18 protein-coding genes and 2 pseudogenes are annotated in these 25,027 nt (G+C 71.4%); 9 read left to right on the forward strand and 11 right to left on the reverse strand.

Translation table 11 applies throughout. The annotated features are described in order from the left end of the window. Positions 1 to 331 precede the first annotated feature (331 nt). The 4 genes and pseudogenes from J3A75_RS34335 to J3A75_RS34345 form a co-directional block, all read right to left on the reverse strand. Complete coding sequence (locus J3A75_RS34335; protein ID WP_106427957.1) at positions 332 to 1,999, reverse strand: methyl-accepting chemotaxis protein; 1,668 nt, start codon at positions 1,997 to 1,999, stop codon at positions 332 to 334. Between the two features lie 597 nt (positions 2,000 to 2,596). Next, positions 2,597 to 4,744 carry a PAS domain-containing protein gene (locus J3A75_RS34340; protein WP_209651254.1) on the reverse strand — a complete coding sequence of 716 codons (2,148 nt, stop codon included), beginning with the start codon at positions 4,742 to 4,744 and terminating at the stop codon, positions 2,597 to 2,599. 169 nt (positions 4,745 to 4,913) lie between these two features. Continuing rightward, positions 4,914 to 5,097, reverse strand: a pseudogene (locus tag J3A75_RS37450) (AMP-binding enzyme); the annotation flags it as partial. A gap of 385 nt (positions 5,098 to 5,482) precedes the next feature. Next, entirely contained in the window at positions 5,483 to 5,680 is a 198-nt protein-coding gene (locus tag J3A75_RS34345; protein ID WP_012329529.1) for a hypothetical protein, read from the reverse strand. Positions 5,681 to 5,950: 270 nt separating this feature from the next. Between J3A75_RS34345 and J3A75_RS34350 the strand changes: the two genes are divergently transcribed. Both J3A75_RS34350 and J3A75_RS34355 read left to right on the forward strand, forming a co-directional pair. Next, entirely contained in the window at positions 5,951 to 6,169 is a 219-nt protein-coding gene (locus J3A75_RS34350) for a DUF6894 family protein (RefSeq protein ID WP_012329528.1), read from the forward strand. Positions 6,170 to 7,057: 888 nt separating this feature from the next. After that, complete coding sequence (locus tag J3A75_RS34355; RefSeq protein WP_012329527.1) at positions 7,058 to 7,426, forward strand: response regulator; 369 nt, start codon at positions 7,058 to 7,060, stop codon at positions 7,424 to 7,426. Between the two features lie 19 nt (positions 7,427 to 7,445). On the opposite strand, the gene J3A75_RS34360 is transcribed toward J3A75_RS34355, so the two are convergent. Next, positions 7,446 to 7,655 carry a hypothetical protein gene (locus tag J3A75_RS34360; protein WP_024827396.1) on the reverse strand — a complete coding sequence of 70 codons (210 nt, stop codon included), beginning with the start codon at positions 7,653 to 7,655 and terminating at the stop codon, positions 7,446 to 7,448. 300 nt (positions 7,656 to 7,955) lie between these two features. Here J3A75_RS34360 and J3A75_RS34365 point away from each other — a divergent pair, with 300 nt between their 5' ends. The 4 genes from J3A75_RS34365 (at position 7,956) to J3A75_RS34380 (ending at position 15,615) form a co-directional block, all read left to right on the forward strand. Beyond that, positions 7,956 to 9,572 (forward strand): FAD-dependent oxidoreductase, encoded by a 1,617-nt coding sequence (locus J3A75_RS34365; RefSeq protein WP_209651255.1) that lies wholly within the window; start codon positions 7,956 to 7,958, stop codon positions 9,570 to 9,572. Between the two features lie 217 nt (positions 9,573 to 9,789). After that, on the forward strand, positions 9,790 to 12,174 hold the full coding sequence (locus tag J3A75_RS34370; protein WP_209651256.1) for a hybrid sensor histidine kinase/response regulator: 2,385 nt from the start codon (positions 9,790 to 9,792) through the stop codon (positions 12,172 to 12,174). 589 nt (positions 12,175 to 12,763) lie between these two features. After that, positions 12,764 to 14,659 (forward strand): hypothetical protein, encoded by a 1,896-nt coding sequence (locus J3A75_RS34375; RefSeq protein ID WP_029361162.1) that lies wholly within the window; start codon positions 12,764 to 12,766, stop codon positions 14,657 to 14,659. Continuing rightward, a complete protein-coding gene (locus J3A75_RS34380) occupies positions 14,656 to 15,615 on the forward strand; it encodes a UDP-glucuronic acid decarboxylase family protein (RefSeq protein WP_012329523.1) in 960 nt (319 codons plus the stop codon). The genes J3A75_RS34375 and J3A75_RS34380 overlap by 4 nt, the downstream gene beginning before the upstream one ends. 149 nt (positions 15,616 to 15,764) lie before the next feature. On the opposite strand, the gene J3A75_RS34385 is transcribed toward J3A75_RS34380, so the two are convergent. Continuing rightward, a complete protein-coding gene (locus J3A75_RS34385; RefSeq protein ID WP_209651257.1) occupies positions 15,765 to 16,043 on the reverse strand; it encodes a hypothetical protein in 279 nt (92 codons plus the stop codon). 900 nt (positions 16,044 to 16,943) lie between these two features. Between J3A75_RS34385 and J3A75_RS34390 the strand changes: the two genes are divergently transcribed. Further along, on the forward strand, positions 16,944 to 17,657 hold the full coding sequence (locus J3A75_RS34390) for an SDR family NAD(P)-dependent oxidoreductase (protein WP_012329521.1): 714 nt from the start codon (positions 16,944 to 16,946) through the stop codon (positions 17,655 to 17,657). A 496-nt stretch (positions 17,658 to 18,153) separates the two neighbouring features. Here J3A75_RS34390 and J3A75_RS37165 read toward each other — a convergent pair whose 3' ends face one another. Then, a complete protein-coding gene (locus tag J3A75_RS37165) occupies positions 18,154 to 18,285 on the reverse strand; it encodes a hypothetical protein (protein ID WP_268821237.1) in 132 nt (43 codons plus the stop codon). A gap of 329 nt (positions 18,286 to 18,614) precedes the next feature. Between J3A75_RS37165 and J3A75_RS34400 the strand changes: the two are divergent. Beyond that, positions 18,615 to 18,976: pseudogene (locus J3A75_RS34400) on the forward strand (hypothetical protein); the annotation flags it as partial. A gap of 164 nt (positions 18,977 to 19,140) precedes the next feature. Continuing rightward, entirely contained in the window at positions 19,141 to 19,455 is a 315-nt protein-coding gene (locus J3A75_RS34405) for a hypothetical protein (protein ID WP_012329519.1), read from the forward strand. A gap of 21 nt (positions 19,456 to 19,476) precedes the next feature. Here the strand turns inward: J3A75_RS34405 and J3A75_RS34410 are convergent, their stop codons facing one another. From J3A75_RS34410 to J3A75_RS34425, 4 genes are all read right to left on the reverse strand, one after another. Further along, positions 19,477 to 19,950 (reverse strand): chemotaxis protein CheW, encoded by a 474-nt coding sequence (locus tag J3A75_RS34410; protein ID WP_024827401.1) that lies wholly within the window; start codon positions 19,948 to 19,950, stop codon positions 19,477 to 19,479. A 113-nt stretch (positions 19,951 to 20,063) separates the two neighbouring features. Further along, complete coding sequence (locus J3A75_RS34415; protein WP_209651345.1) at positions 20,064 to 22,181, reverse strand: methyl-accepting chemotaxis protein; 2,118 nt, start codon at positions 22,179 to 22,181, stop codon at positions 20,064 to 20,066. Between the two features lie 83 nt (positions 22,182 to 22,264). After that, on the reverse strand, positions 22,265 to 22,846 hold the full coding sequence (locus J3A75_RS34420; protein ID WP_071000219.1) for a chemotaxis protein CheW: 582 nt from the start codon (positions 22,844 to 22,846) through the stop codon (positions 22,265 to 22,267). After that, a complete protein-coding gene (locus J3A75_RS34425) occupies positions 22,846 to 24,975 on the reverse strand; it encodes a chemotaxis protein CheA (protein WP_209651259.1) in 2,130 nt (709 codons plus the stop codon). Before J3A75_RS34425 ends, J3A75_RS34420 begins: the two co-directional genes overlap by 1 nt. Positions 24,976 to 25,027: the final 52 nt, after the last annotated feature.

The following is a 25,027-nucleotide window of genomic DNA, read 5'->3' on the forward strand; positions in this document are numbered from 1 at the left end:
GATGTTCAGACCCTTACCGTCGAGCGCGCGGAGTTCGGTGATCGTGTCTGGGCCGGAAAACAGAGCGTGGCGGTCGGCTCCGACAGATGGTGGTCCGAGCCGCTCCGCGGTTGGCCTCGGGGCGGCCGCTGCGCCGCCCGGCATATAGATCGCACACAATCGACTAATACATCGTTGCCAGCCTGACACAGCCGCCCTCGGGGCCGCCGATCACGGCCCGGATGAGCGCACGGGTCGATCTCTGCCGGTCCGCTTCCGCTCGTCGAGGAGGCGGAGGCGAACCTCGAAGCTGGGCCGCCTCGTTGCGCACCAGAGCGACGAGAGGGATGGGTCAAGCGGCGCGGACGGTGGCGAGGAAGCGTGCGACTTCGGCGCGGAGATGCTCGGATTGCCGCGACAGCTCCGAGGCCGCCGACAGGACCTGACCGGCCGCGGCCCCCGTCTCCTCCGAGGCCTGCGCCACGCCCGCGATGTTGCCCGTCACCTCGCCGGCGCCGGTCGAGGCCTGCGCCACGTTGCGCACGATCTCCTGGGTCGCCGCACCCTGCTGCTCCACCGCCGCCGCGATCGACGTCGCCACGCCGTCGATCTCCCGGATCCGCCCCGTGATCCCGCCGATCGCCGTCACCGCCTGCGCGGTCACCCCCTGAACCTCGCCGATCTGGCGCGCGATCTCCTCGGTCGCCTTGGCGGTCTGCTCGGCCAGCGCCTTCACCTCGGAGGCCACCACCGCGAAGCCCCGCCCCGCCGCGCCGGCGCGCGCCGCCTCGATCGTGGCGTTGAGCGCCAAGAGGTTGGTCTGGCCGGCGATGCCCGAGATCATCCCGACCATGTCGCCGATCCGCGCCGCGTTCTGGCTGAGCGCCTGGACGAGGTGCGCAGTCTGGTCGGCCTCGCCCACCGCGGCCTGGGCGAGATGGGCCGAGCCCTGCACCTGCCGGCCGATCTCCTGCACCGACGAGCCGAGCTCCTCGGCCGCGGCCGCGACCGTGTTGACGTTGGTGGCGGCCTCTTCCGCTGCGGCGGCCACGGTGGTCGATTGCGCGGCGGTCTCCTGGGCGGTGGCGGTCATCTGCTGGGCGGTGGCCTGGAGCTCGGTGGCCGAGGACGAGACCAGGCCGACGATGCCGCCGACGGCGCGCTCGAAGCCGTCGGCGAGCTCGATCATGGTGCGCTTCCGCTCGGCGGCGGCGGCCGCGTCGGCCAGGCGCTTGACCTCGGCCTCCTCGGCGGCCTTGCGGGCGACCATGGCCTTGATGCCCTCGACCGCCTTGCCGACGGCGCCGATCTCGTCGCCGCGGCCGGCCTCGCGGATCTCCGCGTCGACCTCGCCGCGGGCCATCCGCTGCAGCACGCCGACGAGGTTGCCGAGCGGGCGGGCGACCTGCAGGACGATCACGTAGACGCCGTAGGCGATGCTGAGCGCGGCGAGGACGAGCGCGGCCAGGAGCGCGAGGCGCGACCAGCCGGCGGTCGTCTCGGAGCGGCGGTATTCTGCCTCGGCTTCCCGGACCTGCAGCGCGGTCAGCTTGCTCAGCGTCGCGTTGGTGGCCTGCATGCTCTTCAGCAGATCCGCATGCGTGGCCTCGAAATCCGAGCCGGCACCGGCGGCGACGCGTTTGAGGATCTCGGCGGCGATCGTGTCGTTCCGATCGATGCGCCCCTGCAGGTCCTTGGCGAGGACATCCTCCTCCGGAGTCAGGTAGGTCGCCAGGTAGGCCGACCACTCGGTGTGGAGCTTCGAGAGATCGCGCTCGATCTTGTCCCTGGCCCGGGCGGGCTCGATCTGCTTGTTGCGCAGCAGGCGCGAGGCATCGATCAGGTCATCATAGGCGTCACGAATGGTGCTGAATTGCCGAAGACAGACGACCCGGTCATCGAATACGGTTTTGAGGCTTTGATGACTCCAATATAGCGCGAAATTTCCCAGCGCGGCTGTCGCGAGCAGGACCAGGCCGAGGCCGCCGAGCAGCGCCACGAGCCGCAGTTGGATCGTCATTTTCATAGGGCAGACTTTCAGGCTCCGGTATCCAGGGCCCGGGCGGGCAAGTCTGGATGCGCAGTCATGAGCAAGTCGCGCAAAATATAGGCGAATTGATTAAAATTTATCTCACCCAGTTTCCTGCTGAGTGTCCGTTCAGTGGTCTCAAATTTGTGATATCGAGCATGAAGAAGTGTGCCTTCAACCGGCGGATGATGGGATCGCCCGAATCCGACGGCGCGGGAACTCTACTTTAGACGAGATTGTGACCGCAGGTTGCAATCGCGCGGTGGCAGCGGTTCTCAGCGGCAGGGGCGCGCCGCAGGATCCGACGGGCATGGGTTGAAAACGGCCCGCCGGATCCCACGACCTGGTCAGTCCGAGACATCCCGACCGATCCTGGCGACCGCGGCCGGCAGGTGGTGCGCGGGAGCCGCGGGATCTCCCGGCACCGGGGCCTTCCCGGCCGTTGGATCGGCCGGGGAGAGCGGCTACCGGCCGCATCGGCGTCGCCTCGTCCGTGGCGAGTAGATACGGGACGCCCCGCGCGGAGCGCGTCGGCGGCGGAAAGGACCGCGATCCGACTGCGCGCGGGCATCCAGGCCGTCTCACGGGCTAAGACACGGGCATCTCGATGCGGCAGCGCACGCCGTCGCGGTCGAGCGCGTAATCGACCTTGGCACCCAGGGCGTAGGCCAGCGCTTCCTGGATCAGCTCGGTCCCATAGCCGCGACGGGTCACGCGCGCCCCCTGCTCGGGCAGGCCGGTCTCGATCCAGCTCAGGGCCAGTCGGCGGCGCTCGCGCCGGTCGCGCACGATCTCCCAGGTGACGCTGAGATGGCCGATCCCGGTCTTGAGCGCCCCGTGCTTGACCGCGTTCGTGGTCAGTTCATGGACGGCCAGGGCGAAGTTCTGCACCTGCCGCGCGCTCAGATGCACCTCGGGGCCGGCGACGGTCATGCGCCCGGCCGCGCCGTCGACGTAGGCGGCCAGTTCGGCCCGCACCAGTGCGCCCACCTCGACCGTGTCGCTGCCGTACTGGCTGAGCAGGCCCTGCGCGCGGCTGAGCGCCTGCAGCCGCGCCTCGAACGCCTCGACCGGGCTGCCCTCCCGCAGCGTCCTGCCAGCCACGGCACTCACGACACCGAGCAGGTTGCGCGTGCGGTGCTGCAGCTCGTTGATCAGCACCTCCTGCCGCGCCAGCAATCTGTGGTGATCCGTGACGTCGATGTTCACGCCCGACCACTTGCGGATCGACCCGTCCGGGTTCGTAATCGGCACCGCGCGGACGTTCGACCACCGCCACGACGCGCTCGCGGCGTGCCACAGGCGGTACTCGTGATCGACCGCCGTCCGCGTCGCGACCGCCTGCCGCCACTTCGCTTCCGTGAGCGCCCGGTCGTCGGCGTGGATCGCGTGGACCCAGCCGCGCCCGAGCCACTCGTCCAGGCGCTGCCCGGTGAACGCGCGCCAGCCCGGACTGTCGGCCTCGATGAGGCCCTCGGCCGAGGCCTCCCAGCTGAACTGACCGAACCCCTCGACCAGCCCGCGGAACCGCTCCTCGCTCGCGCGCAGGTCGTCCTCCGCCCGCTTGCGCGCGGTCACGTCGCTGGCGGCGCCGAACCATTCGCGGATCTCGCCGTCATCGTCGAGCAGCGGCACGGCCCGGGACAGCGCCCAGCCCCGGCTCCCGTCCGCCTGCCGGACGGGATGCTCCAGCTCGAACATCGTCTTGGATCGGATCGCCCGCTGGATCGCCTCGCGCAGGCGCGGCTGGTCGGCTGGGTCGATGTAGGCGCTCAGCCAGTCGTCGTTCGGGGTGACGGTATCGACCAGGAAGCCGCGGCCCTCCAGGACGCGCAGCTCGCTCCAGTCCGGGCTCATGCGGTAGATGACGTCCGAACTGGCGGTGACGAGGGCGCGGAACCGCTCCTCGCTCGCGCGCAGCCGGTCTTCGGCGCGCTTGCGCTGGAGGATGTCCTTGAACAGCACCCCGACCTGCCGCCGTTCCGGCGCCCCGATCGGGAAGGCGTAGACCTCGTACCAGCGCCCGAGCGCGTCGGCGCGGTCCTCGAAGCGCTCGGCTTTGCCGGTGCGCACGATCCGGCCGTAGGTCTCGAACCAGTGTCGCTCGAGGTCGGGCGCCAGCGCCCGGACCGTCCGGCCGACCGCGTCGCTGAGCCCGGTCTGCTGCTCGAAGGCCGCGTTCACGGACAGGAATCGGTAGTCGACCGCCTGCCCGGCCGCGTCGACCAGGACCTCGATGGTGCAGAAGCCCTCGTCGATGGCGTCGAAGAGGCGGCGGTACCGGGCCTCGCTCATCCGCAACTTGGCCTCGGTGCGCAGCCGCTCACCGATCTCGAAGCCGGTCATGTGGACGGCCATCACCTGCCCGTCGGCGTCGCGCACCGGCACCAGGAGCGCGTCGAAGACGTCCTCCGCGGCGCCGCGGGTGTCCAGCGGTTGACCGGCCACCTGTACGGCCTCGCCCGCGAAGGCGCGCGCGTAGAAGGCCGCCACCGTCCCCCACCCCTCCGGGAACGTGCGCGCGAGCGGCCGGCCGAGGCCCTCCGGGTGCCGGGCGCCGTAGAGCCGGGCGGCGGCATCGTTGTAGATCAGGAGGCGCTCGGGCCCGCAGACGAGGGACGCGACCAGCGGGCTGGCGAGCACCTGCTCGACCATCACCTTGAGGCGCTCCGGCCAGCGGGCGGACGGCCCCAGCGGGGTCCGCTCCCAAGCGAAGTCGCGGATGCGCGCGGCCATCTCGCCGCCGCCCTGTGGCCATGCCGACACTGATACGCCGCCTCGATGATGTCGCGCGCCAGCATGTCCGCTCGCGGCGCTCGCAGCAACGACCGCGCTCCACCGGAGGTCGAATCCATCACGTCGCCGACCGGCGGCAGCATGCGCGGGATCCGGGCGATCGTCAGGACGCGCGCACCGCCTGCTCCGACGAGGTCTCACCGTCGCGCAGCCTGATCCAGGCGCACAGCTCCGCCCCGAATATCGAGTCGGGGACCCCGAAGACGGACATCCTGGATCCGCGGATGCCGGAAGACGACCTCCGCGATCTCGCGCGGATGGACACGCTCGCCGCCGCGTATGACCATGTCCCGGCTGGTCTATCGTCCGGCTACGCGGCGATGACCCTGGGCTTTCCGCCGAGGCCGGGATCCAGGCGGCCTCGCTCGACGATCATATCCCGCAGCAAGCAGGATCTGCTGTCAGACACCGTCCGGAGCGCGTGGGGACGTTGCTGGCGCGGGCCGACGCGGCGCCGGCGACGGCGTCCGGCGGGCCGACGGTCCGTCTCGGCGCCTTCGTGGCCCACCCCGTCACGTACCATCTCGAGGAGAAGCAGAAGGGTCTCATCGCGAACTTCGAGCTGCGGTCCCTCGACCCGCCGCGTGACGCGGCGATCGTCGCGCCGCGACATGGCGCTGCAGGGTTGCGTCAGGCGTCACCGATCGACCCTGATCGCGCCGGAGAACAGCATTCGCCTCAGAGCAGGCCGCCCGGCGGCGCTGCGGTCAGGGTCCTGCCGGCCCGCGTCACGAGTTTGGCGAACGCCAGCGCGGCCGCCGAGGCCTGCGCCTCGGAAGGGAAGGTCCGGTCCGATGTCAGGACCGGCATCTGCGTCGCATCGAGGAGCACCCAGGTCCACAGACGGGTGTCGGTCGCGCGGATCTCGAAATGCATGGCGGGCTCGTCGGGCACTGGGACATGCCCGCACCATGCGCCTGAAAAAGGCCAGCCGCGTTAAGAGCTTGACCGGCGCAACAACCTGCGTCGGCCAGCCCCGGGCTTGCCCCCGACATCCCCGCAGATCACAGGCAGGAACACGTGCCGGCTCGGACGCACTCCGCCCCGGTCGGCGCCGACTTGGCATGCCAGCTTGGCTTTATCCGACCATTCGATGTTACCCTCGCGTTGTTGGAGTGCTGTGCCGACGGTGTGAGCAGGAGCGACATGGTAGAGCGGTACCATTTCCGCCTGAGGGGACCGAGCGAGGTCATCGAGGACGAGGAGGGCGTGCTGGCAAGCTCGATCGAGGTCGCCGTGGCCGAGGCGACGCAGCTGATCGCCGAGATGCACGCGCGGGGCGAATTGCCCGATCCTGACGAACGCTGGTGCGTGGAGATCCACACCGCCGACGGCGTCGTGCTCCGCTCCCTTCAGCTGTACTGAGCACTGGCCGCGGGGCGCGGAAGCTTGCGCAGGATCCGGCGGATGTGCTCGCGGAGGATGAGGGCCTCAGGCGTCGGACCGACATCCGGAGGCTCAACCGATATCTCCGGATCACCCAGAACCGAGGCGTACATCGAGCTCTCCACGCTTTTCGCGAGCAGTAACCATCAACCTTAGCAAACCGTTGCAACCATCATAAGTCAGGTTTCGCCCTACAGGATACGGCCGTCTCTACGCGGGCTGAGACGCCTCGTCCGACAACGGATCCGGCGGAATAACCTGGATTTCAGTCCTGGAATCTCCGCGGGCGCGCAGGCGGCAGGAAGCACGACGCATCCACTGGGAGGAACCGATGCAACAGCGGAGATGCGTGCTCGACTCTTCGGGAGAGAAGCCTCGTCTCATCCATTTCTGATCTCGCCGACAGCGCTCCAGGGCCGGACCGACCGCGGCGACGATTGGCCGGATCTCGGAGCGCGGCGTTCCGCCGGAGCCGCGCGGTCGGAGCGCTGAGCCGACGCGGTGGGCGGCGGACGGCCCGCCCCGCCGGTGGCGCCGGGCCCGTCGCATCGGTCGCGGGATGCGATCGCGAGGAGCCGCGACCGGCCGTCCCGCGGTCCGGTCCGGCGGACCGGGACCCGGTCGAACAGGGTGTGGTCGGGCTCCGCGCCGGTCATTCCTCCACTCGCGACGCGCCGCGTTCCGGGTGAGCGCTCACGCGCCGCGACGGCGTCCGGACGGCGCGCTCCGATCCCGGACGACGACCCGCACTTACCGGGCCTCGCCCGTTCCGAGCGCGCCCGTCCCGCGTGCCCACCGTCCGGCCGCGCCGGTCTGAAAATCTGCGGCAACGCTGAAACAGGCGCCCGTCGGTGCAGTTTCTGATGTATGTCAGGACCTCGCCCCATCGCCGTCCTCGCCGAGGACGAAGAGTTCAGCCGCCGCGTCGCAGCCGACATGCTGACGACGCTGGGATTCGAGGTGCTGGAGGCGGAACATGCCCACGGCGCGCTCCAGCATCTGGAGGCTTACGACGGGGCCGTCCTGCTCTACACCGACATCAACATGCCCGGCGCCATGGACGGCTGCGATCTGGCGCACGCCGTCCGGGCACGCTGGCCGGAGACCCGCATCATCGTCTGCTCGGGCTGCGATCCGCGCGAGGCGACGCTGCTGCCCGAGGAGGCCCATTTCATCGCCAAGCCCTGCGGGGAGAAACGGGTGCGGCAGGCGCTCAAGGCCCTTCACCTGCACTGAGTGCGCCGTCGGCGCTACCTCAGTTGGCGAGGAAGGCGGCGAGCCCGGCCAGTCCCGACAGGGAAGCGCGACTGTCCTCCAGGCAGCGCGCGTTCAGGTCCGCGGCCAGGCCGTCGAGCTTGGCCTGGAGCAGGCCGATGCTCGTCGGGGACAGGTTGCCGGGGAGCAGGACGATCACGTCGCCTTCGTCGAGGCGTATCGTCTCGCGGATCGCAGCAGCATCAGCCATGGGAGCCTCTACGGGAATATTGATCTCTCGACGTGCCGGTAAATTCTCACGGCCCAAGATCGTCGACCGTGCTCCGGCACACGCGCGCGAACACTGATCCGCGCGCGTCGCAATCCGGAGAGATCCGCGCCGGCCGACTCTGCGGCCGCGCCGGTTCAGGAGCGCGCACCCGCGACGTCGATCATTCCAGGAATAGGCCCCGGTCCGCGGTGCCGGCGGACGCGAGGACGCGGATCTTGCCTCCCGCGGCCCGGCCATCGATGCTGCGCCGCCGCGCGCGACTCGCGATGGGGACGATCCATGGAATCGATCGGTCGTGACCTGGGGGAGATGCAGCGCATCCCGCTCGCCGCATCGCATGTCGCGGCGCTTCGGGGCCTCGGGGTCGTGAGGCACTACCCGGCCGGCACCTTCCTAGTGCGCGCCGGCGACCTGGCCGACCGCTTCTACTATGTCGAGGCCGGCGAGATCGAAGTGGTCAACCCGTTCACCGACGAGCGGCATCTGCCCTCGACGCTCGGGCCGACCCAGTTCATGGGCGAGATCTCGTTCCTGAACGGCGGCGTCTGGTCGATGCCGATGCGGGCGAGCGCCGATACCGCCGTCACCGAGGTGCCGCGTCCGGCGATGCTGCGCCTGATGTCCGAGATCCCGGAGATGTCGGACATCATCATCACGGTCCTCGCCGCACGGCGACGGCGGCAGCTCGACTCGCATGACGGCACGCTGGTGCTCATCGGCGAGGACGGGGACCGGAGCGTGCGGCGGATCGCGGAGTTCGCGAGCCGCAACCGCCTTCCCTACAGGTCCTATCCCCTTGGCAGCCCGGAGGCGGCGAGCGTGGCCGAGAGCTGCGCGATCGCGGCCGAGCGGCCGGCCGTCATCTTCGGTCGGGGCGTCGTCGTGGCCGATCCGACCCCCGCCAAGGTCGCGCGGTTGCTCGGCCTGGACTATAGCCTCGTGGACGACGAGGTCTTCGACGTCCTGATCGTGGGCGGTGGCCCGGCCGGGGTGGCCGCCGGCGTCTACGCCGGCGCGGAGGGGCTCCGCGCGCTGGTGATCGAGGACGTGGCGATCGGCGGTCAGGCCGGCACCTCGAGCCGGATCGAGAACTACATGGGATTCCCGACCGGCATCTCGGGAGCCGATCTCGTCTGGCGCGGAGAGGTCCAGGCGATGAAATTCGGCACGCGGTTCGCGATGCCGCGGCGCGTTGCGAAGCTGGAGCGGCTCGCGGACGGCGCCTTCTGCGCGACCTTCGACAACGGTCGGCGGGTCCGCGGTCAGGCCGTGGTCGTCGCGACCGGCGTTCAGTACCGGAGACTGCCGATCCCGCGCCTGGAGTCGTTCGAGGGGGCCGGCATCTACTACGCGGCGACCGAGATCGAGGCCCGCTACTGCAGGAATGCCGAGGCGATCATCGTCGGCGGTGGCAACTCGGCGGGGCAGGCGGCGATGTATCTCAGCCGATCCGCCCGGCACGTGCGCCTGCTCGTGCGCGGGCCGTCGCTCGCGACCTCCATGTCGAGCTACCTGTCGAGCCGGCTGGAAGCGGAGCCGTCGATCACCATCGAGTACGGCGCCGAACTCACGGCCCTGCACGGCGACACCCACCTCGAAGCGGTCACGATCCGCACCCTCGCCGATCGAACGACGCGCGAGGTCCCGACCTGTGCCGTGTTCGTCATGGTCGGCGCCGCGCCCAATACGGGCTGGCTGTCCGGGCTCGTCGACCTCGATAGCCACGGGTTCGTCCTGACGGGAGACGCGATCGGCGCCCAGTCTCCCTACGCGACGTCGCATCCCGGCATCTTCGCGGTCGGCGATGTGCGGGCCGGCTCCGTCAAGCGCGTCGCGGCCTCGGTCGGCGAGGGCTCGGTCGTCATCTCGAAGGTGTGGGAGCACATCCGGACCTGAGTCACGCCGTCCGCGCCCCGGATCTGGCAGCCGCCGAGGCCGCCGACACGTCGATACGGATCCGCAGACCGACCTTCGATGTATCGATCTCTATTCGGCGGTTCTCCTGCGGGATCGAGAGCGCTGTTTCCGTTCGGCAATCCGGATTGTCCGGACCTCAACAGCCTCGCATTAACCGCCCGCGTGCGACGATCGGGCGTCCCGGGCCCGATGCATCATGCGGCTGCGCACCCTCCTCGCCCTCGTCTTCGCCGCCGGAGCGCTGCTCCTGACGGCCGCCGCCACGACCCTGGTCTCGCAATTCGTCGCCGCGCGCGTGCAGATCCGCGCCGAGGCGCACATCGCCGAACTCGCGGAGCATCTGCGCCAGATCATCGACGCCAACATCGCCGAGCGGCTCGGCGACATGGCCGTGCTGTCGGCGGTCGCCCGGACGAACGCCACGAGGCCCGAAGCGCAGCGCGCGTGGGTCGATGCCCTGCGCGAGAGTTTCCCCGCCTATGCCTGGATCGGTTTCGCGGACCGGTCCGGCACCGTCGTGGCCAGTACCGGCGGCATGCTGGAGGGGGAGAGCGTGGCCGCGCGCCCGTGGTTCCAGAGGGGCATCGAGGCCCCGGCCGTCATCGACGTCCACGACGCGAAGCTCCTCGCGAAACGCCTGCCGGCGCTCCCCTACGGGGAGCCCTGGCGCTTCATCGACGTCGCGATGCCGCTCCGCGACGCGTCCGGAGACCGGATCGGCGTGGTCGGCGGCCATCTCAGCATCACGTGGATGCGCGAGATGAGCCGGGCGGCCATCGCCAAGGCTCTGAGGCGCGAGCCGAGCGTCGAGGTGCTCATCCTCGCCGGCGACGGCACCGTCATCCTCGGCCCCGGCGATCAGGCCGGCCGGCGCATCGACGCCGTCCTGCCCGCTCTGCCGGCGCTGACGACCGGCGCCGAACTCGCGAGCGCGCGCGGAACGTGGCCCGACGGTGGTGACTACTTCACCGGCGCGAGCCGCGGCAGCCCCTCGATCGATCAGCCGACCCTGCCCTGGACGGTCCTGGTGCGGCAGCCCGTCGAGGTGGCGAAGGCGATCTCCGATCCGATCATCAACCGGCTGATGCTCGGCGGGGTGGCCTTCACGCTCCTGTTCGCGCTGCTGGGCTGGTCGGCGGCGGAGCGCCTCGCCCATCCGCTTCGCGCGCTGGCCAAGGCGGCCAGCGGCATCGACACGTCCACCGGCGATGCCCGCCTGCCGAAGCCGCGCGGCTACCGGGAGATCGCCGAGCTGACGGACGCGCTGACCTCGCTGCTGGCGCGCCTGGGTGAACGCGACCAAGCCCTGGCACTCGCCAATGTCGATCTCGAGCGTCGCGTGTCCGACCGGACCGCGGAACTCGCCGATGCCTGCGACCGGGCCGAAGCGGCACAGGCGCGTGCCGAGGCCGGTGAGCGGGCCAAGAGCGACTTCCTGGCCACGATGAGCCACGAGGTTCGCACCCCGCTGAACGCCATCGTGGGCTTCGGTGACCTGCTCCGCGACGACCCCACCCTGACCCCGAGCCAGCAGCGCTGCGTCGACCAGATGCGGGTCGGATGCGAGGTCCTGACGACGGTGGTCAACGACATCCTCGACTACGCGCGCATCGAGGCGGATGGCGTCGCGCTGGAGGCTGCGCCGTTCTCGCCGCGCGCGCTCGTGGAGGAGACCGTGGCCCTCGTCGCCGGAACCGCCGAGCGCAAGGGCCTCGACCTGCGCTGGGACAGCGACGCGGGCACGGATCAGCCCCTCATCGGGGACAAGACGCGGCTGAGGCAGGTGCTGCTGAACCTCGTCAACAACGCGGTCAAGTTCACGCACCGCGGCTCCGTGACGGTCGCGCTCACGCAGACGCCGAGCCCGGATGGCGTCGCTCTGCGGGTCGCCGTCCGCGACACCGGGATCGGGATCCCGGTCGACGCGCAGGCGCGGCTCTTCACCCGCTTCGCCCAGGCCGACAGCTCCACGACCCGGCGCTTCGGCGGCACGGGACTGGGGCTCGCGATCGCCAAGGGCCTGATCGAGACGATGGGCGGTACCATGGGGCTGGACAGCCGCGACGGCGCGGGCTCGACCTTCTGGTTCGACGTGGTCCTCCCGCGCGCGGCGACGGACGCCCCGGCGCTCGAACGGTCGATCCTGGCGGCTCCGCCGCACGCGGCCGCGGCGGACGGGGCGCAGCGCGCGCACCTGCTCCTCGTCGAGGACGGGGCGATCAACCGCGAGATCGCCCAGATGGTTCTGGAGGCGATGGGGTACCGCGTCTCCGTCGCCTGCAACGGCCAGGAGGCCGTGGCCCTGGTCCGGGCGCAGGCCTACGATCTCGTGCTGATGGACGTTGAGATGCCGGTGATGGACGGCATCGCGGCGACGCGCTCGATCCGCGGCCTCGACGGTGCGCTCGGCGCGGTGCCGATCATCGCGATGACGGCCCATGTCCTGCCCGAGCAGGTCCGGGCGCTCCGGGCGGCCGGCGTCGATGACCACGTCGGCAAGCCCTTCGACCGCGCCCATCTGCGCGCCGTCATCGAGCGCAACCTCGCGGGGGCGGCCGACCGGTCGCGACCGGCGGCATGACCGGCACGGCCTAGCCTCGATCCTCCAGGCCGGCGCCGGGCGGGCGCGTCATCCGCGCGTGCGGTTCGCGGCCTGGACGGGCGGCGTTACGCCCGAGCGCGCTGCGCCAGCGCTCGTCCGACCTCGGACAGCGCCAGATCCGACACCTGTCGCAGCCGCGGGTGGCCGATCGCGCCGATCGCCGCGCGCCAACACTCCGGAGCCGGCCGCCGTGTCGATCATGACCGTCATCGAACGAGGCCGGTCGCAGGGATCCCGCTCTGCCGTGTCCGCGGGACAGGCGATCCCGCGCTCGCCGGCAGCGTTCGCCGCGGTCGAGGATGCGCGGGCTCGCCGGGGCCGCGGCGCCCGCCCGACGACGATGGGCCGCCTTATCGACCCCGTTCTCGAGGCAGGCGGCCGTCCGGCCGTCCGCTGCCACTCCCGGCCGGGCCCCAGTGAGGCGTTCGGGGGGAGGGGGCAGCGACGGTGTGGCTGGCGCGGTGAAGGCGATCGGGTCGGCCTGTCCGGGCGACGCGCCCACGGGTCTCCTTGTGGCAATGCCTGAAGTTCGACAAACCCGCTCGGACGATGCCGAGGACGGGCGCCTATGATCATCCGCCATACCCGTAGGCTGCAGCGATCGGGGGACGCGGTCACGAGCCGCGACGGGCGACTCGTGGCGCATTGTCCGGCCGAGTCCGGCTGGTCCGCGCTCGGCCTGATCGATCTCGGCGGGCGCGCCACGGTGGTCGCGCTCGTGGGTCCCGACGACGCGCGCGCGTTCCGGTTCCTGAACCCGGACGGCGCGCCGCTGGCATCCTGCGCGGCGGAGTTCCTCGCCGCGCCACGGGACGGGGCGGGGCCTCTCGACTGGCAGGCGGAGGCGCTTCTCACCGACGACGATGGCGCGGCGGGCTCGCGGGCCATGATCGAGGATATCCATCTCCTGATCGAAGCCCTCGCGCGCGCGGCTGCCGCCAACCCGGAGCAGGCTGTCCGGGTCGTGACGGGCGGCGGTTCCGATCCGCGGGCACAGGCGATGCACGCGGCGCTGGCGCGGCTCAACGGCGCGCCGGCGGGGTCTCCGCCCCATCTGCCCGAACTGGTGACGAAGGAGATCGTCGCGCGCGGCGGGCAGGAGACGCGCCATCCGGACGGCGGCGATCTCCGCTTCTCGATCTACCTGCCCATGCCGGGCTTCCGGTTTGTCGGCTACTCGGCGGACCGGAACGAGACGCTGTGCACGCTGATCGGCAAGAACTCCCGCCTCGCATCGGCCCTGCTGGACGTTCGAACCAACACGGCCTACGCCCGGCCCAACCTGGCGAGCGTCGGGTTCGACGCCGCGACCCTCGTGCAGGTCCGGCTGTGGCGGCAGTACCTTCTCCCGGCCCTGATCGACGGCGCGGCCCGGTCGACACGCGTCGGGATCGTCTTCGAACACGCGCACATCAGTCACGCCATCTGGAACGAGCTGGCCGCGGTCGACGACGTGCTGTCGCTCGGTCGCTCGCCGGCGGTGTTCCTGTTCGCCAGCTGCAACGAGCCGATCTTTCCGGTCGACGCCGTCTTTCCGGAAGTCGCCGGACGTGTGTATCGCGGGATCGAAGGCCCGCTGCCCCTGTTGCAGGCTGCCGTCACCGGCGCGGCGACCTTCCTGCCGTTCCGCTCCTACCGCGTGAGCCAGCGCTTGGCCGATCGTCTCGCGGCCCTGGCGCGGAGCGCCGAGCCCGCGCTCGATGCCCGCCTGGCGGACGCGGCGCGCCGGGCCACGATCGTCCTCATCGGCCTGCGGCTGGAGAATCGCCAGTGGGTCCGGCAGCTCGACGGGTATGTTGGCCTGATCCGACGCCTCGGCCGGAGGCGGGGGGAGCGGTTTCTGGTCCTCGTCGACGGGCACAACACGCTCGCGCGCGCGAAGGGCGGCTTCGTCGAGAGCTACTGCGAGAGCCTCGTCCCCGCGACGGGGACCGTGCCCTCCATCGTCCAGATGGAGATCGACCTGATCGACGCGCTCCGCCGGCGGGTGGCGGATATCGCCAACGTCGACCTGCTGCCGCTCGTGCCCTGCTCGATGGGCGCGAGCCTCGTGGCCGCGCTCCACACCGACCTGTTCGTGACGCATTTCGGAGCCGGTCTCGCCAAGTACAAATGGGTCGCCAACGCGCCCGGATGCGTCATATCGAGCCGATCCGTGCTCAGCGGAAAGGACGATCTGCGCATCTACGACACCGAGATCTTTCGCGAGAACGTGTCGGCCTGTTTCTACTTTCCCGCCGAGCGGGTGACGGATCTCGACACCTCGAGCAACGCCCTGCACGTCCCCGGCAGCAGGGAGCGCGAGGATTTCGATCTCGACCTCGAGGAGTTTGCCCGCTTCGTCGAGGAATGCCTGCCGAAGAAGCGCGCGGCGCGCGCGCGCTGGCTCGGACGGCTGAACTTCTTCAGAAACCGCGCCACGCCGACACGGCAAGGCCCTGATTGCTGGGACCGTCACAGATGAGCGACCGGATCCTGATCACCGGCGGCGGCGGCTTCATCGGCTCGCACCTCAGCGAGCGCCTGCTGGAGCAGGGCCACGAGGTCCTCTGCGTCGACAATTTCTTCACGGGCAGGAAGAGCAACATCGCTCACCTGTTCGACAACCCGCGCTTCGAGCTCGTACGGCACGATGTCACGCATCCGCTCTTCGTCGAAGTGGACCGGATCTACAATCTCGCCTGCCCGGCCTCCCCGATCCATTACCAGTTCGATCCTGTCCAAACGACCAAGACCAGCGTGATGGGGGCCATCAACATGCTGGGGCTGGCGAAGCGGCTCCGCGTGCCGATCCTCCAGGCCTCGACCTCGGAGGTCTACGGGGATCCGCTCGTGCACCCGCAGCCCGAGGGGTACTGGGGCAACGTCAATCCGCTCGGGCCCCGCTCCTGCTACGACGAGGGCAAGCGCTGCGCCGAGACCCTGTTCTTCGACTATCACAGGCAGCATCGCGTCCCGATCAAGGTCGTGCGGATCTTCAACACCTACGGCCCGCGCATGCATCCCAGCGACGGGCGGGTCGTCTCCAACTTCGTCGTTCAGGCCCTGCGCGGCGCGCCGATCACGGTCTTCGGCGAAGGGCATCAAACCCGTTCGTTCTGCTACGTCGACGACCTGGTCCTGGGCCTCCAGGCGATGATGGCCACCGGGGCGGCGATCACCGGTCCCGTCAATCTGGGCAATGCGGACGAGTTCACCATCCGACAGCTGGCCGACCTCGTCGTCGACTTGTCGGGCTCGCGCTCGAAGCTCGTTCACGCCCCGCTCCCGGTGGACGATCCGCGACAGCGGCGGCCCGACATCGCCCTGGCCGAGCAGCTCCTCGACTGGCGCCCGACGGTGCCGCTGCGGGAAGGGCTCATGAAAACCATCGCCTACTTCGAGAGGTTGCTGGCCTCGGAGCAGATCCGGCCGGCATGACCTTACTCGGACGCCGCCCGCGTCGAGGGGACGCCGCGTGTTGAAGTCGGGGCGTCACGAACCCGCCTGCCTGTCCGGCGGATCCACCTCGAAGCCCGATGGCCTCGCCATCATCGACGGGGCGTCGGCCGTCCCGTCGAAGAGGCGTGCTAGGCGGCGAGCCGATCGCACGCGGTGCGATCAGAGGCGTCGCTCATCGGGCTGCGGTCTCGACGATGCGGACTGTCCGGCACCTCGTCGTCCGACACCCATCTGCACGCCAGGCGCCCGCTGGCGGGATCGATCGACCAGCGTGCCCGCAGAGGAGCGCGGAGGCCGCGCTCGACCGGCCTCGGAACACGGACGCGGTGCGCGTCGAACGGGGCTTGCCGGCGCTCGGCGAACGGCGCGACGCGCGCGCCTGCGCTGTGGGGGATGATCGTCTTCATACGGCACCTCGGAGGCGTCCGGCCGCTCGCGCGACCGTGTCCCGAGGCGCGCCGATCAGGCGTCCATGCGAGCGGCGGCCGGCGCGAACGGCGCGGACAATCGACTGTGACTGTCGCTGGGCATGGGGTTCAGGAGTCCTGACGGTGACGCGCGGAGCCGTGACCGGCCGTTCGCGCAGTCGCCAGAAGCCACGGGGGCCCTGTCCGGTCAAGCGCTCCGGCCGCGCATCCCCGGCGGCTCGCCGCTTCGTGACGCCTGTTCGAGATCCCGTTCCCGCGACCACAGGCGCGCGACCGTCGGGCGGCGCCTCTTCGGGCGGAGGCGCCGCCCGACGGTCGCGCGCCGCTCTGCGTGTCACGACGAGGCGCGCGATGCGTCCCGATCCGCCGTCGGGAGCACGCGCCGGAGGGCCGGGATCACCGACAACAGCGTCACCGGGCCGACGATCCTCCGACCACGACCACGGTCGCCAGCGGCTGCTGGACCTGTGAGCCGATGCCACGGCAACGACTTCCGCGTCGAGCAGGACTGCCGGCAGTCCGGCGGGCCCCGTCTCGGTCGTGCCGTCGAGCGCCACGCCGTCCGCATCGACGGGCCGGACCGCTTCACGGACGCGACCGGGGACGGGGCGGGCAGCATCCGGCTCTGCCCCGGTCTCGCGCCGTCAGCCGCCCTGGGCGGGTCGCCGGTCTGTCCGGGCCTCCCTGCCGGGTCCGGGGATTCGGGCTCCGCGGGGCCGAGCGTTTCGCCTGTTGCGGTGAGGCTCTGCCCGGCCGGTCCTCAGATCTTCCTTCCGGGCGCGGGATAGCCGTCCGATGCGGGTTCGCAGACCTTGCGGGCGACGCCCCGGATCCGTTGAGTGTAGAGCCCGGGAAGACGTCCCGTTCGCGGTGTGCCGAATGAGCAGTGCAGTCGTCTTCGGAGCTTCGGGCGGGATCGGTCAGGCGCTCGTCGCAGCTCTCGCGGAGACCGGAACGTACGCGCGCATCTTCGCCCTCTCGCGGTCGCAGGCGTCCCAGCCCGAATCCGTGCAGTCCCTGTCCGTCGACATCACGGACGAGGCCTCGATCGCGGCGGCGGCCGAGGCTGTCGGCGCCGCGGGACCGGTCGGGCTGGTCCTCGTCGCCAGCGGTCTGCTGCACGGGGCGGGCATCGCACCGGAGAAGGCGATCCGCGCGCTCGATCCGGCCGCGATGACCGCCGTGTTCGCCGTCAACACCGTCGGTCCCGCCCTCGTGGCCAAGCACTTCATCCCGCTGATGCCGCGCGCCGGGCACGGCGTTTTCGCCGCGCTCTCGGCGCGCGTCGGATCGATCGGCGACAATCGCCTGGGCGGATGGTACGCCTACAGGGCCTCGAAGGCGGCGCTCAACCAGATCCTCCGCACGCTCGCCGTCGAGACGGCGCGCACCCATCCGGAGCTGATCGTCGTCGGTCTCCATCCCGGAACCGTGCGGACGGCACTGTCCCGGCCGTTCCGCCCGGATGCCGGGACGCCCGGCGTCTTCGCGCCGGACGAGTGTGCGGCCCGGCTGCTGCAGGTGGTGTCCGGGCTGCAGGCCGAAGATTCCGGTCACACCCTGGCGTGGGACGGGCAGCGGATCCCGCCGTGATGCCGGCCCGACCCGGACATCGGAGCGGACATGGGAGCCTGCCTTTGAGCCGGCATGGTCCGTGAACGTCTGCGTTTGCGCCCCGTTCCTGTGCGGCCCCGGAGCGGCCCCGCCGCCGCCGCTCTGCTCGGGTCCAGACGCCGGCACGACCGGCGGCCGGAACCCGCCATGGTGTGGAATCGCACCCGGCGGGCCGAACAGTGCCGCTTATGCACGCGATCCCACCTGCCCTCGGTTGTCCGCGGCACGGCCGGTGCCCAGATCGACCGTGCCGGGTCGCGATGGCGTCGCGATCCTGCAGCCCTCTCCGAGAGCGTTTCCTCCCAAGACTTCGGGCCGCTCCGACGGGGCGGCCTTTTTTTTCTGCCCGCGCCAGCGATACCACGGCCGCTCCTGCCGGCCCGAGGGAGCCGCGAGGCCGCGCGGGGCGGACGCGCGTGGGGCGCGGCGCGAGCGTGCCTGCCCTCCGGATCGCGCCGTTCGACGCGTGTCGCGCTCAGTCGCCGGGCTCGGACAGCGGCTCCTGACCGGGCGGCACGCCTTCCCCAGCCATGCTCAGCAGCATGACGACGGTCACGTAGGTGTAGGTCAGCGCGGTCAGGTCAACGACGTCCGGCTCACCGAGCACGTCCTCGGCGCGGACGAAGGTTGGATCCGAGACCGCGCGCTGCGCGGAGAGCTCCGTGCGGCTCCTGGCTGACGATGGTCCGGACGGCGACGGAGTTGCGTGACTGCGCGGGTCAGATCGGCTCCGTCTTCACCGCTGCTGTCGCGACCAAGCGGCGTATGACGGAGGATGAGATCAGGCAACACAGGCGATCGAGCGGCTATATCGGTGCGCAGACGCGGCAGATCCTGCCGTCCCGCGGGAAAATCGGCGATGACACGCGGGCCGATGCGCTCAGATAGATCATGCCGTCTCACTATATCGAGGGCGGCCTGAAACCGGCCGCCGCCGGGGTCACGGCGCTCGCCGCGCAGACGGCCAGGGCCACCGCGGAGATCTCGGTTCAGACTGCGCGCGGGCAGGGCGTGACCGCCGGGGCGGTCGGTGCCGTCGGAGTGATCGCCGGGCGGATCCGGGAGGTCAACGGCGCGGCGGTCGAGGAGCGGGCCGCCGCCACGCAGGAGATCCTGCGCGACGTCGCTCGGGCGGCGACGGGCACGGGCGAGGTGACGCGCAACGTCGCCGGCGCGGCAGCGGCCTCCGAGGAGATGGGCGCGGCCCAGGCGCTCGACGCGGCAAACGGGCTGTCCCGCCCGTCCGAGCATCTTGTGCGGAGGTGGCTCGCTTCGTCGCGACCGTCCGGGCGGCCTGAGACTTGCTCGAACTCCGACGCGGACCGCAGGCCCCGGCCGCGCGCGTGCCGCCGGTTCGGATGAGAGGAAGGGTCGGCCGCCGGAGCGTCCATCGCCAGCGCCGGTCAGCCTGAGGAATGCGTCACGGCCTAAGCCGTTCGTCCCGAGGCAGAGCAAGGTTGCCATGACCGGAACGATCATCCCACCGCGCTCCGAGGAGGATGGGACCGCCAGCGGCGCACGGACGGACGCGCTCACCGCGGATCTGGTCGCGGCTCGGATCGAGGCGCTCCTGAAGGTGCTGCATCGGAGACGGACCGAGCTGGCGGCCCAGATCGCCAACCTCCAGAGCGTGCAGCCGAGTGCCGACACCCGGCTGACCGTGCTCACCGCGGAGCTGGCCGGCCGAATGAGCAGCAGCGTGGCCGATCTGAACCTGCTCATCGACCAGGCGGAGATGTTCGTCCGTGAGCTGGCCCGCGAGGCCCCGACGGCGTGAGCGCGGGCCGGAGCGGATCCCTCAGGCGGCCTGCGAGGGTGCGGCCAGCGCCGGGCCGTCGCCGTCCATGAGCGCGACGAGGTCGAACACGACCACGAACGCCTCGCCCCGGCGGCCGATGCCCGCGATGTAGCGCGCGTTCCAGCGCCCGCCGACCTCGGGCGCGGCCTCCATCTCGGCGCTGTCGAGTTCCGTCACCTCGATCACCCGGTCGGCCACGAACCCGACCCGCAGCGCCCGGCCCGGCATCGGAACGTTGAGCAGGATGATCCGCGTCGCCGGCGTGCGCGCGACCGGCGGCAGGCCGAGCTTGGTCCGCAGGTCGACCACCGGGTAGCTCTGCCCGCGCACGTCGATCATCCCCAGCAGGAAGGCCGGCGCCTGCGGCAGCGCCGCCGGCACCCGGTAGTCGAGGATCTCGTGGACGTGCTCGACGTCGATCCCGAAGGTCTCGGCCCCGAGGCCAAGGGTCAGGTACTGCCACACACTGGACATGCGGGATCTCCGGATGGATCGGGGCGCGGCTGCGGCTGCGGCTGCGGCTGCGGCCCGGCGGCGGGATCCGCGCGGCGACAGGTGCCGCGCGGATCCGGGCTTCGGGCGGCGGGTCAGGCGACGCGGGTGAAGGCGGCGTCCTGCGCGTCGCCCGCGCCCATGTCGAGGGCGAAGCCGCCGCCCGCGGCCGGGCCGCGCCCGCCCGCCCGCTTCGGGCTCGGCGAGCGGATCGCCGCCGAGGAAGCGCCCGAGGCCGGGCCCGCCGAGGCCGTGCCCATCCGCGCCGCGGTCGCGCGCAGGCGCGTCACCGCCTGATCGACGCCGGCCAGGGGGACACCCGCCAGGGGCGCGCCCGGCGCGGACGCCTCGGCGAGGCGGAAGTAGGCGATCGTCGCCTGCAGCTTCTCGGCCTGGGTGGCCAGCTCCTCGGAGGTGGCCGAGACCTGCTCGGAGGCGCTGGCGTTCTGCTGGGTGACCTTGTCGAGCTGCTGGATCGCCTGGTTGATCTGGCCCGAGCCGACATCCTGCTCCCGGCAGGCGGCGGTGATCTCCTCGACCAGGCCGGCGGTCTTCTTGATGTCGGGCACGAGCCGGCCCAGCATGTCGCCGGCCTGCTGGGCGGCCTTGACGGTGTCGGCCGAGAGCGTGCCGATCTCGGCCGCGGCCGCCTGGCTGCGCTCGGCGAGCTTGCGCACCTCGCTGGCCACCACCGCGAAGCCGCGCCCGTGCTCGCCGGCCCGGGCGGCCTCGACGGCGGCGTTGAGGGCCAGGAGGTCAGTCTGGCGGGCGATCTCCTGCACGATGGTGATCTTCTGGGCGATGGTCTGCATGGCCTCCACGGCCCGGCCGACGGCGACGCCGCTGGCCTCGGCGTCCTGGGCCGACTGCCGGGCGATCGTCTCGGTCTGGCTGGCGTTCTCGGCGTTCTGCTTCACGTTGGCGGCCATCTCCTCCATCGACGCCGAGGCCTCCTCGGTCGAGGCCGCCTGCTCGGTCGAGCCCTGCGACAGCTGCTCGGCCGACGCCGACAGCTCCTGGGACCCCGCAGACACGTTGCTCGCCGCGTTGACCACCTGGCCGACCACCTCGCGCAGCTTCACGTTCATCGCCTGGATCGCCTGCAGGAGGTCGGACACCTCGTCGCGACCGGTCACGGCCACGTCCCGGGTCAGGTCGCCCGCGGCGACGCTCTGAGCGGCGGAGACCGCCTTCGACAGGCCGCGAGAGATGCTGATCGCGATCCAGAGCGCCATGGCGAGACCGAGCACGACGGCGCCGGTCACGACGGCGATCATGATCGTGCGGGTCGACTCGAAGGCTGCCTGCGTGCTCTGCACGAAGCCGTTCGCCACGCTCTCCTCGTAGGCGCGCAGCTTGGCCACGTCCTCGACCACGGCCTTCCGGGCGTCCGTGAACGGGCCGACGTAATACTGGAGCGCCTTGGCGTCCGTGTTCGCCAGTCCGAGGGCGAAGACCTTCTCGGCCGACGGGGTCCAGGCCTTCACCGCGGCGTTGAGCGCGCTGGTCCCATCGGCAAAGCCCGTTCCGCGCGACATCTCGGTGAACTTGGCGAGATCGCGCTCCAGGACCGTCAGGGTTTGCTTGAACTCGCCGGCGATCTTCGCGAGGAGGGCGTCGTCGGTGATCACGATCTCCCGGTAGATCTCGCCGCGCAGACGAACCATCTTCAGTTCGATGACGTTGATCTGGCTGCGGTCCTCGGTCGAGAGGTCGGGGCGCGCCTTGATGTCGTCGATCTTGGCCATGACCGCGGTGAACGCGGCCAGCTGCTCGCCGGTGGCGAGCGCGTTGGCGGTGTTGTTGCCGTTCTGGACCGCGAACTCCATGCCCTTGGTCACCGCCTCGCTGAGCTTCGACCAGTCGTCACGCAGGGGCTGGACACGGGCACGCTCGTCCGCCGGGACGAGATCCTGGTAGTCCTTGAACAGAGCCTGGAATTTCGCGTCGTGCGCCCGGAAATCGGCGAACAGCTTCTCGCGGGCCGCGTTGGTCGGCTCCAGCATCGACCGCGCGAACATGCGGGCGGCATCGAACGACATGGCCTCGAAGCGCAGGACGCGCTGGACCTGAGTGAACGGGCGAGCCGCGAAGGCCTGCATCCGGTCGTTGGAGCTGCTCAGGCTCGACACGGCGAGGTAGCCGGCGCCGCCCAGGAGCAGCAGGATCACCCCGAAGGCGATCCCGAGCTTGGCCTTGATTGTGAAACGCATCATACTTGCCCCCATGTGTGCACGGAATTCGAAACGATCGGAGCTGAGCCGGGGCGAGATCCCCACAGGTCTCCGGAAGGACTTCAGTTGAGGATCTGCTCGAGGTCGGGGACGATGATGAAGTCGTCGCCCGCCTTGACGATCGCGCGGATGTACTCGGGCCGCCACGTCGTCCCGACCGGCGGCACCGCCTCGCAATCGGCCGGGTCGACCTCGGTGACCGCGAACACCTTGTCGGCCACCAGCGCGACCACCACCGGATCGCCCGCCACCGCCACCTCCAGGACCAGGAAGCGCGTGTCCGGGCTGTCGGCCGCCGCCGGCATCCCGAACCGCCCGCGGATGTCGGCCAGCGGCACGACGTTGCCGCGCACGTTCACGATCCGGTCGACATGCGCCCGCGCCCCCGCCACCCGGGTCGCCGGGATCGGGTCGATGATCTCGCGCACCATCCCGGCCTCCAGCGCGAAGCTCTCCGTGCCGATCCGGAACATCACCACCTGCCGGCCGCCCCGCTGACCCGCCGGACCGCCCACCCGCGCGCCAGGCTGAGCGCCCACCTGCGCGTCAGACTGCGCGCCCGCCTGCGGCCCGGACCCGGGAGACCCGCGCGTCACGCCGCGCGTCACGCCGCTCATCACGCCACTCGTCACGCCGCCGCTCATCACGCCACCTCCTGGTAGGCGCGCGGGCTCTCGCGCGGGCTCTCGTGCGCCCGCTCGCCGCCGCCCACGAGCCGGCCGACATCGACGATCAGCGCGGCCGTGCCGTCGCCCAGGATCGTCGCCCCCGAGAACGTCGCCACGTCCGCGTGCAGCTTCGACAGCGACTTGATCACCGTCTGGTGGTTGCCGATGATCTGGTCCGCCACCAGGCCGACCCGCGCCTCGCCCGCCGACACCACGATCACCTTCTGGTGCTCCTCCGGCTCGCCCGGCGCCCCGAACAGGTCGCGCAGCCGCAGGAACGGCACCAGCGCGCCGCGGATGTTCAGGAAGTCCCGCCCGCGCCCGCCGCGCTCGCCCGCGGGCAGCGCGACGCACTCCTCCACCGCCGCCAGCGGGATCACGTAGCGCCCCGCGCCGACCCGGATCAGCAGCCCCTCGATGATCGCCAGGGTCAGCGGCAGGCGCAGCGCCACGCAGGTCCCGCCCCCCGGCTCGGTGGTGATGTCGATCGTGCCGCGCAGGCTCTCGATCGTCTTCTTGACCACGTCCATGCCGACCCCGCGCCCCGACAGCGCCGAGATCGTCGGCGCGGTCGAGAAGCCCGGCGCGAACAGGAACTGGTAGATCTGCTGGTCGCTCAGCACCGCGCCGGGCGCGCACAGGCCCCGCTCCTCGGCCTTGGCGCGGATGCGCGCCGCGTCGAGCCCGGCGCCGTCGTCGCGCACGCTCACCAGCACCTGGGCGCCGACATGCTCGGCGGTGAGCGTGATCCGGCCCGTGGCGGGCTTGGCGGCGGCCGCGCGCTGCGCGGGCGCCTCGATGCCGTGGTCGATGGCGTTGCGGATCAGGTGGACGAGCGGGTCGGCCAGGCGCTCGATCACGGTCTTGTCGAGCTCGGTCTCCTCGCCGCCGGTGACGAACTCGACCGGCTTGCCGAGGTCGCGCGCGAGGTCGTGGACGAGGCGGCGGAAGCGGCCGAACAGGGCGCCGATGGCGACCATGCGGATGCTCATCGTGGTGTCGCGCAGGCGCGCCGAGAGGCGCTCGATCTCCTCCGCGACGGTCTTGAGGCCGGGATCGGCGTGCAGGCCGGCGAGCTGGCCGAGGCGGGCCTGGGCGATGACGAGTTCGCCGACCCGGTCCATCAGCTCGTCGAGCCGCTCGGCCTCGACCCGCACGCTGCTGGCCGGCCGGTCCTCGGCCCGCCGCGCCGGCGCCCGGGCATCGGCCGGCGCGGCAGCGGCGACGGGCGGGGCGGCGACGGCCGGGGCGGCAGCGGCAGCGGCAGCGGGCGCGGCCGGTGGTGCCGGCTCCGCCGCGACCGGAGCGGGGGCGCGCGCCTGGGCCGGCACCGGCTCGGGCGGGGCGGCGTCCGGCAGCGCCGGGCCCGCCGGCTCCAGGGTCAGGACCATCTCGTCGCGCACGAACAGGAACACGTCCTCGACCGCCGCGCGGCTGACGGGCCCGCGCAGCGTGACGTCCCAGCCGAGGGCGAGGCTCTCGGGATCGAGGCCGGGCAGCTCGGGCAGGGCCTCGAGCCGCGGCACGACCGTGCAGGCGCCGAGGTCGCGCAGCTCGTCGAGGAGGGCGAGCGGGTTGGTGCCGTTGCGCAGGACGTCCAGGGCGAAGGCGATGCCGATCCGCCAGCCGGCCTCGGCGGGCGGGGCGGCGGAAGCGGCGGCGGAAGCGGCGGCGGAAGCGGCGGCGGTATCGGCAGCGGTATCGGCAGCGGCCTGGGCCGCGTCGGCGCCCGCGGCGCCGAGGAGCTGCTCGAGCTCGGCCAGGATGGCCTCGCCGATGATGGGCGCGCTGGCCTCGGGCTCCTCGATGAGGCCGCGGATGAAGTCCTTGGCCGAGAGGGAGACGTTGACGAGGTCGCGGCCGACCGGGACCTCGCCGCGGCGGACGCGGTCGAAGGCGGTCTCGAAGTCGTGGGTGAAGGCGGCGACCTGCTCGAAGCCGAACATGGCGCCCGAGCCCTTGATGGTGTGTAGGGCGCGGAAGGCGGTGTCGATCAGGGTCCGGTCCTCGGGCCGGTCGCCGAGGTCGAGCAGGGTCGTCTCCAGGCAGGCGAGCAGCTCGGCGGCCTCGGCGCGGAAGATCTCCGCGGGATCCAGGGCAGTCATGGGACGATCGGACCCTCGCACGCGAAATGCACGGACAGAGCGGAGCGCGCGG

It is taken from the genome of Methylobacterium sp. PvP105, assembly GCF_017876975.1.
Taxonomy (GTDB): Bacteria; Pseudomonadota; Alphaproteobacteria; order Rhizobiales; family Beijerinckiaceae; genus Methylobacterium; species Methylobacterium radiotolerans.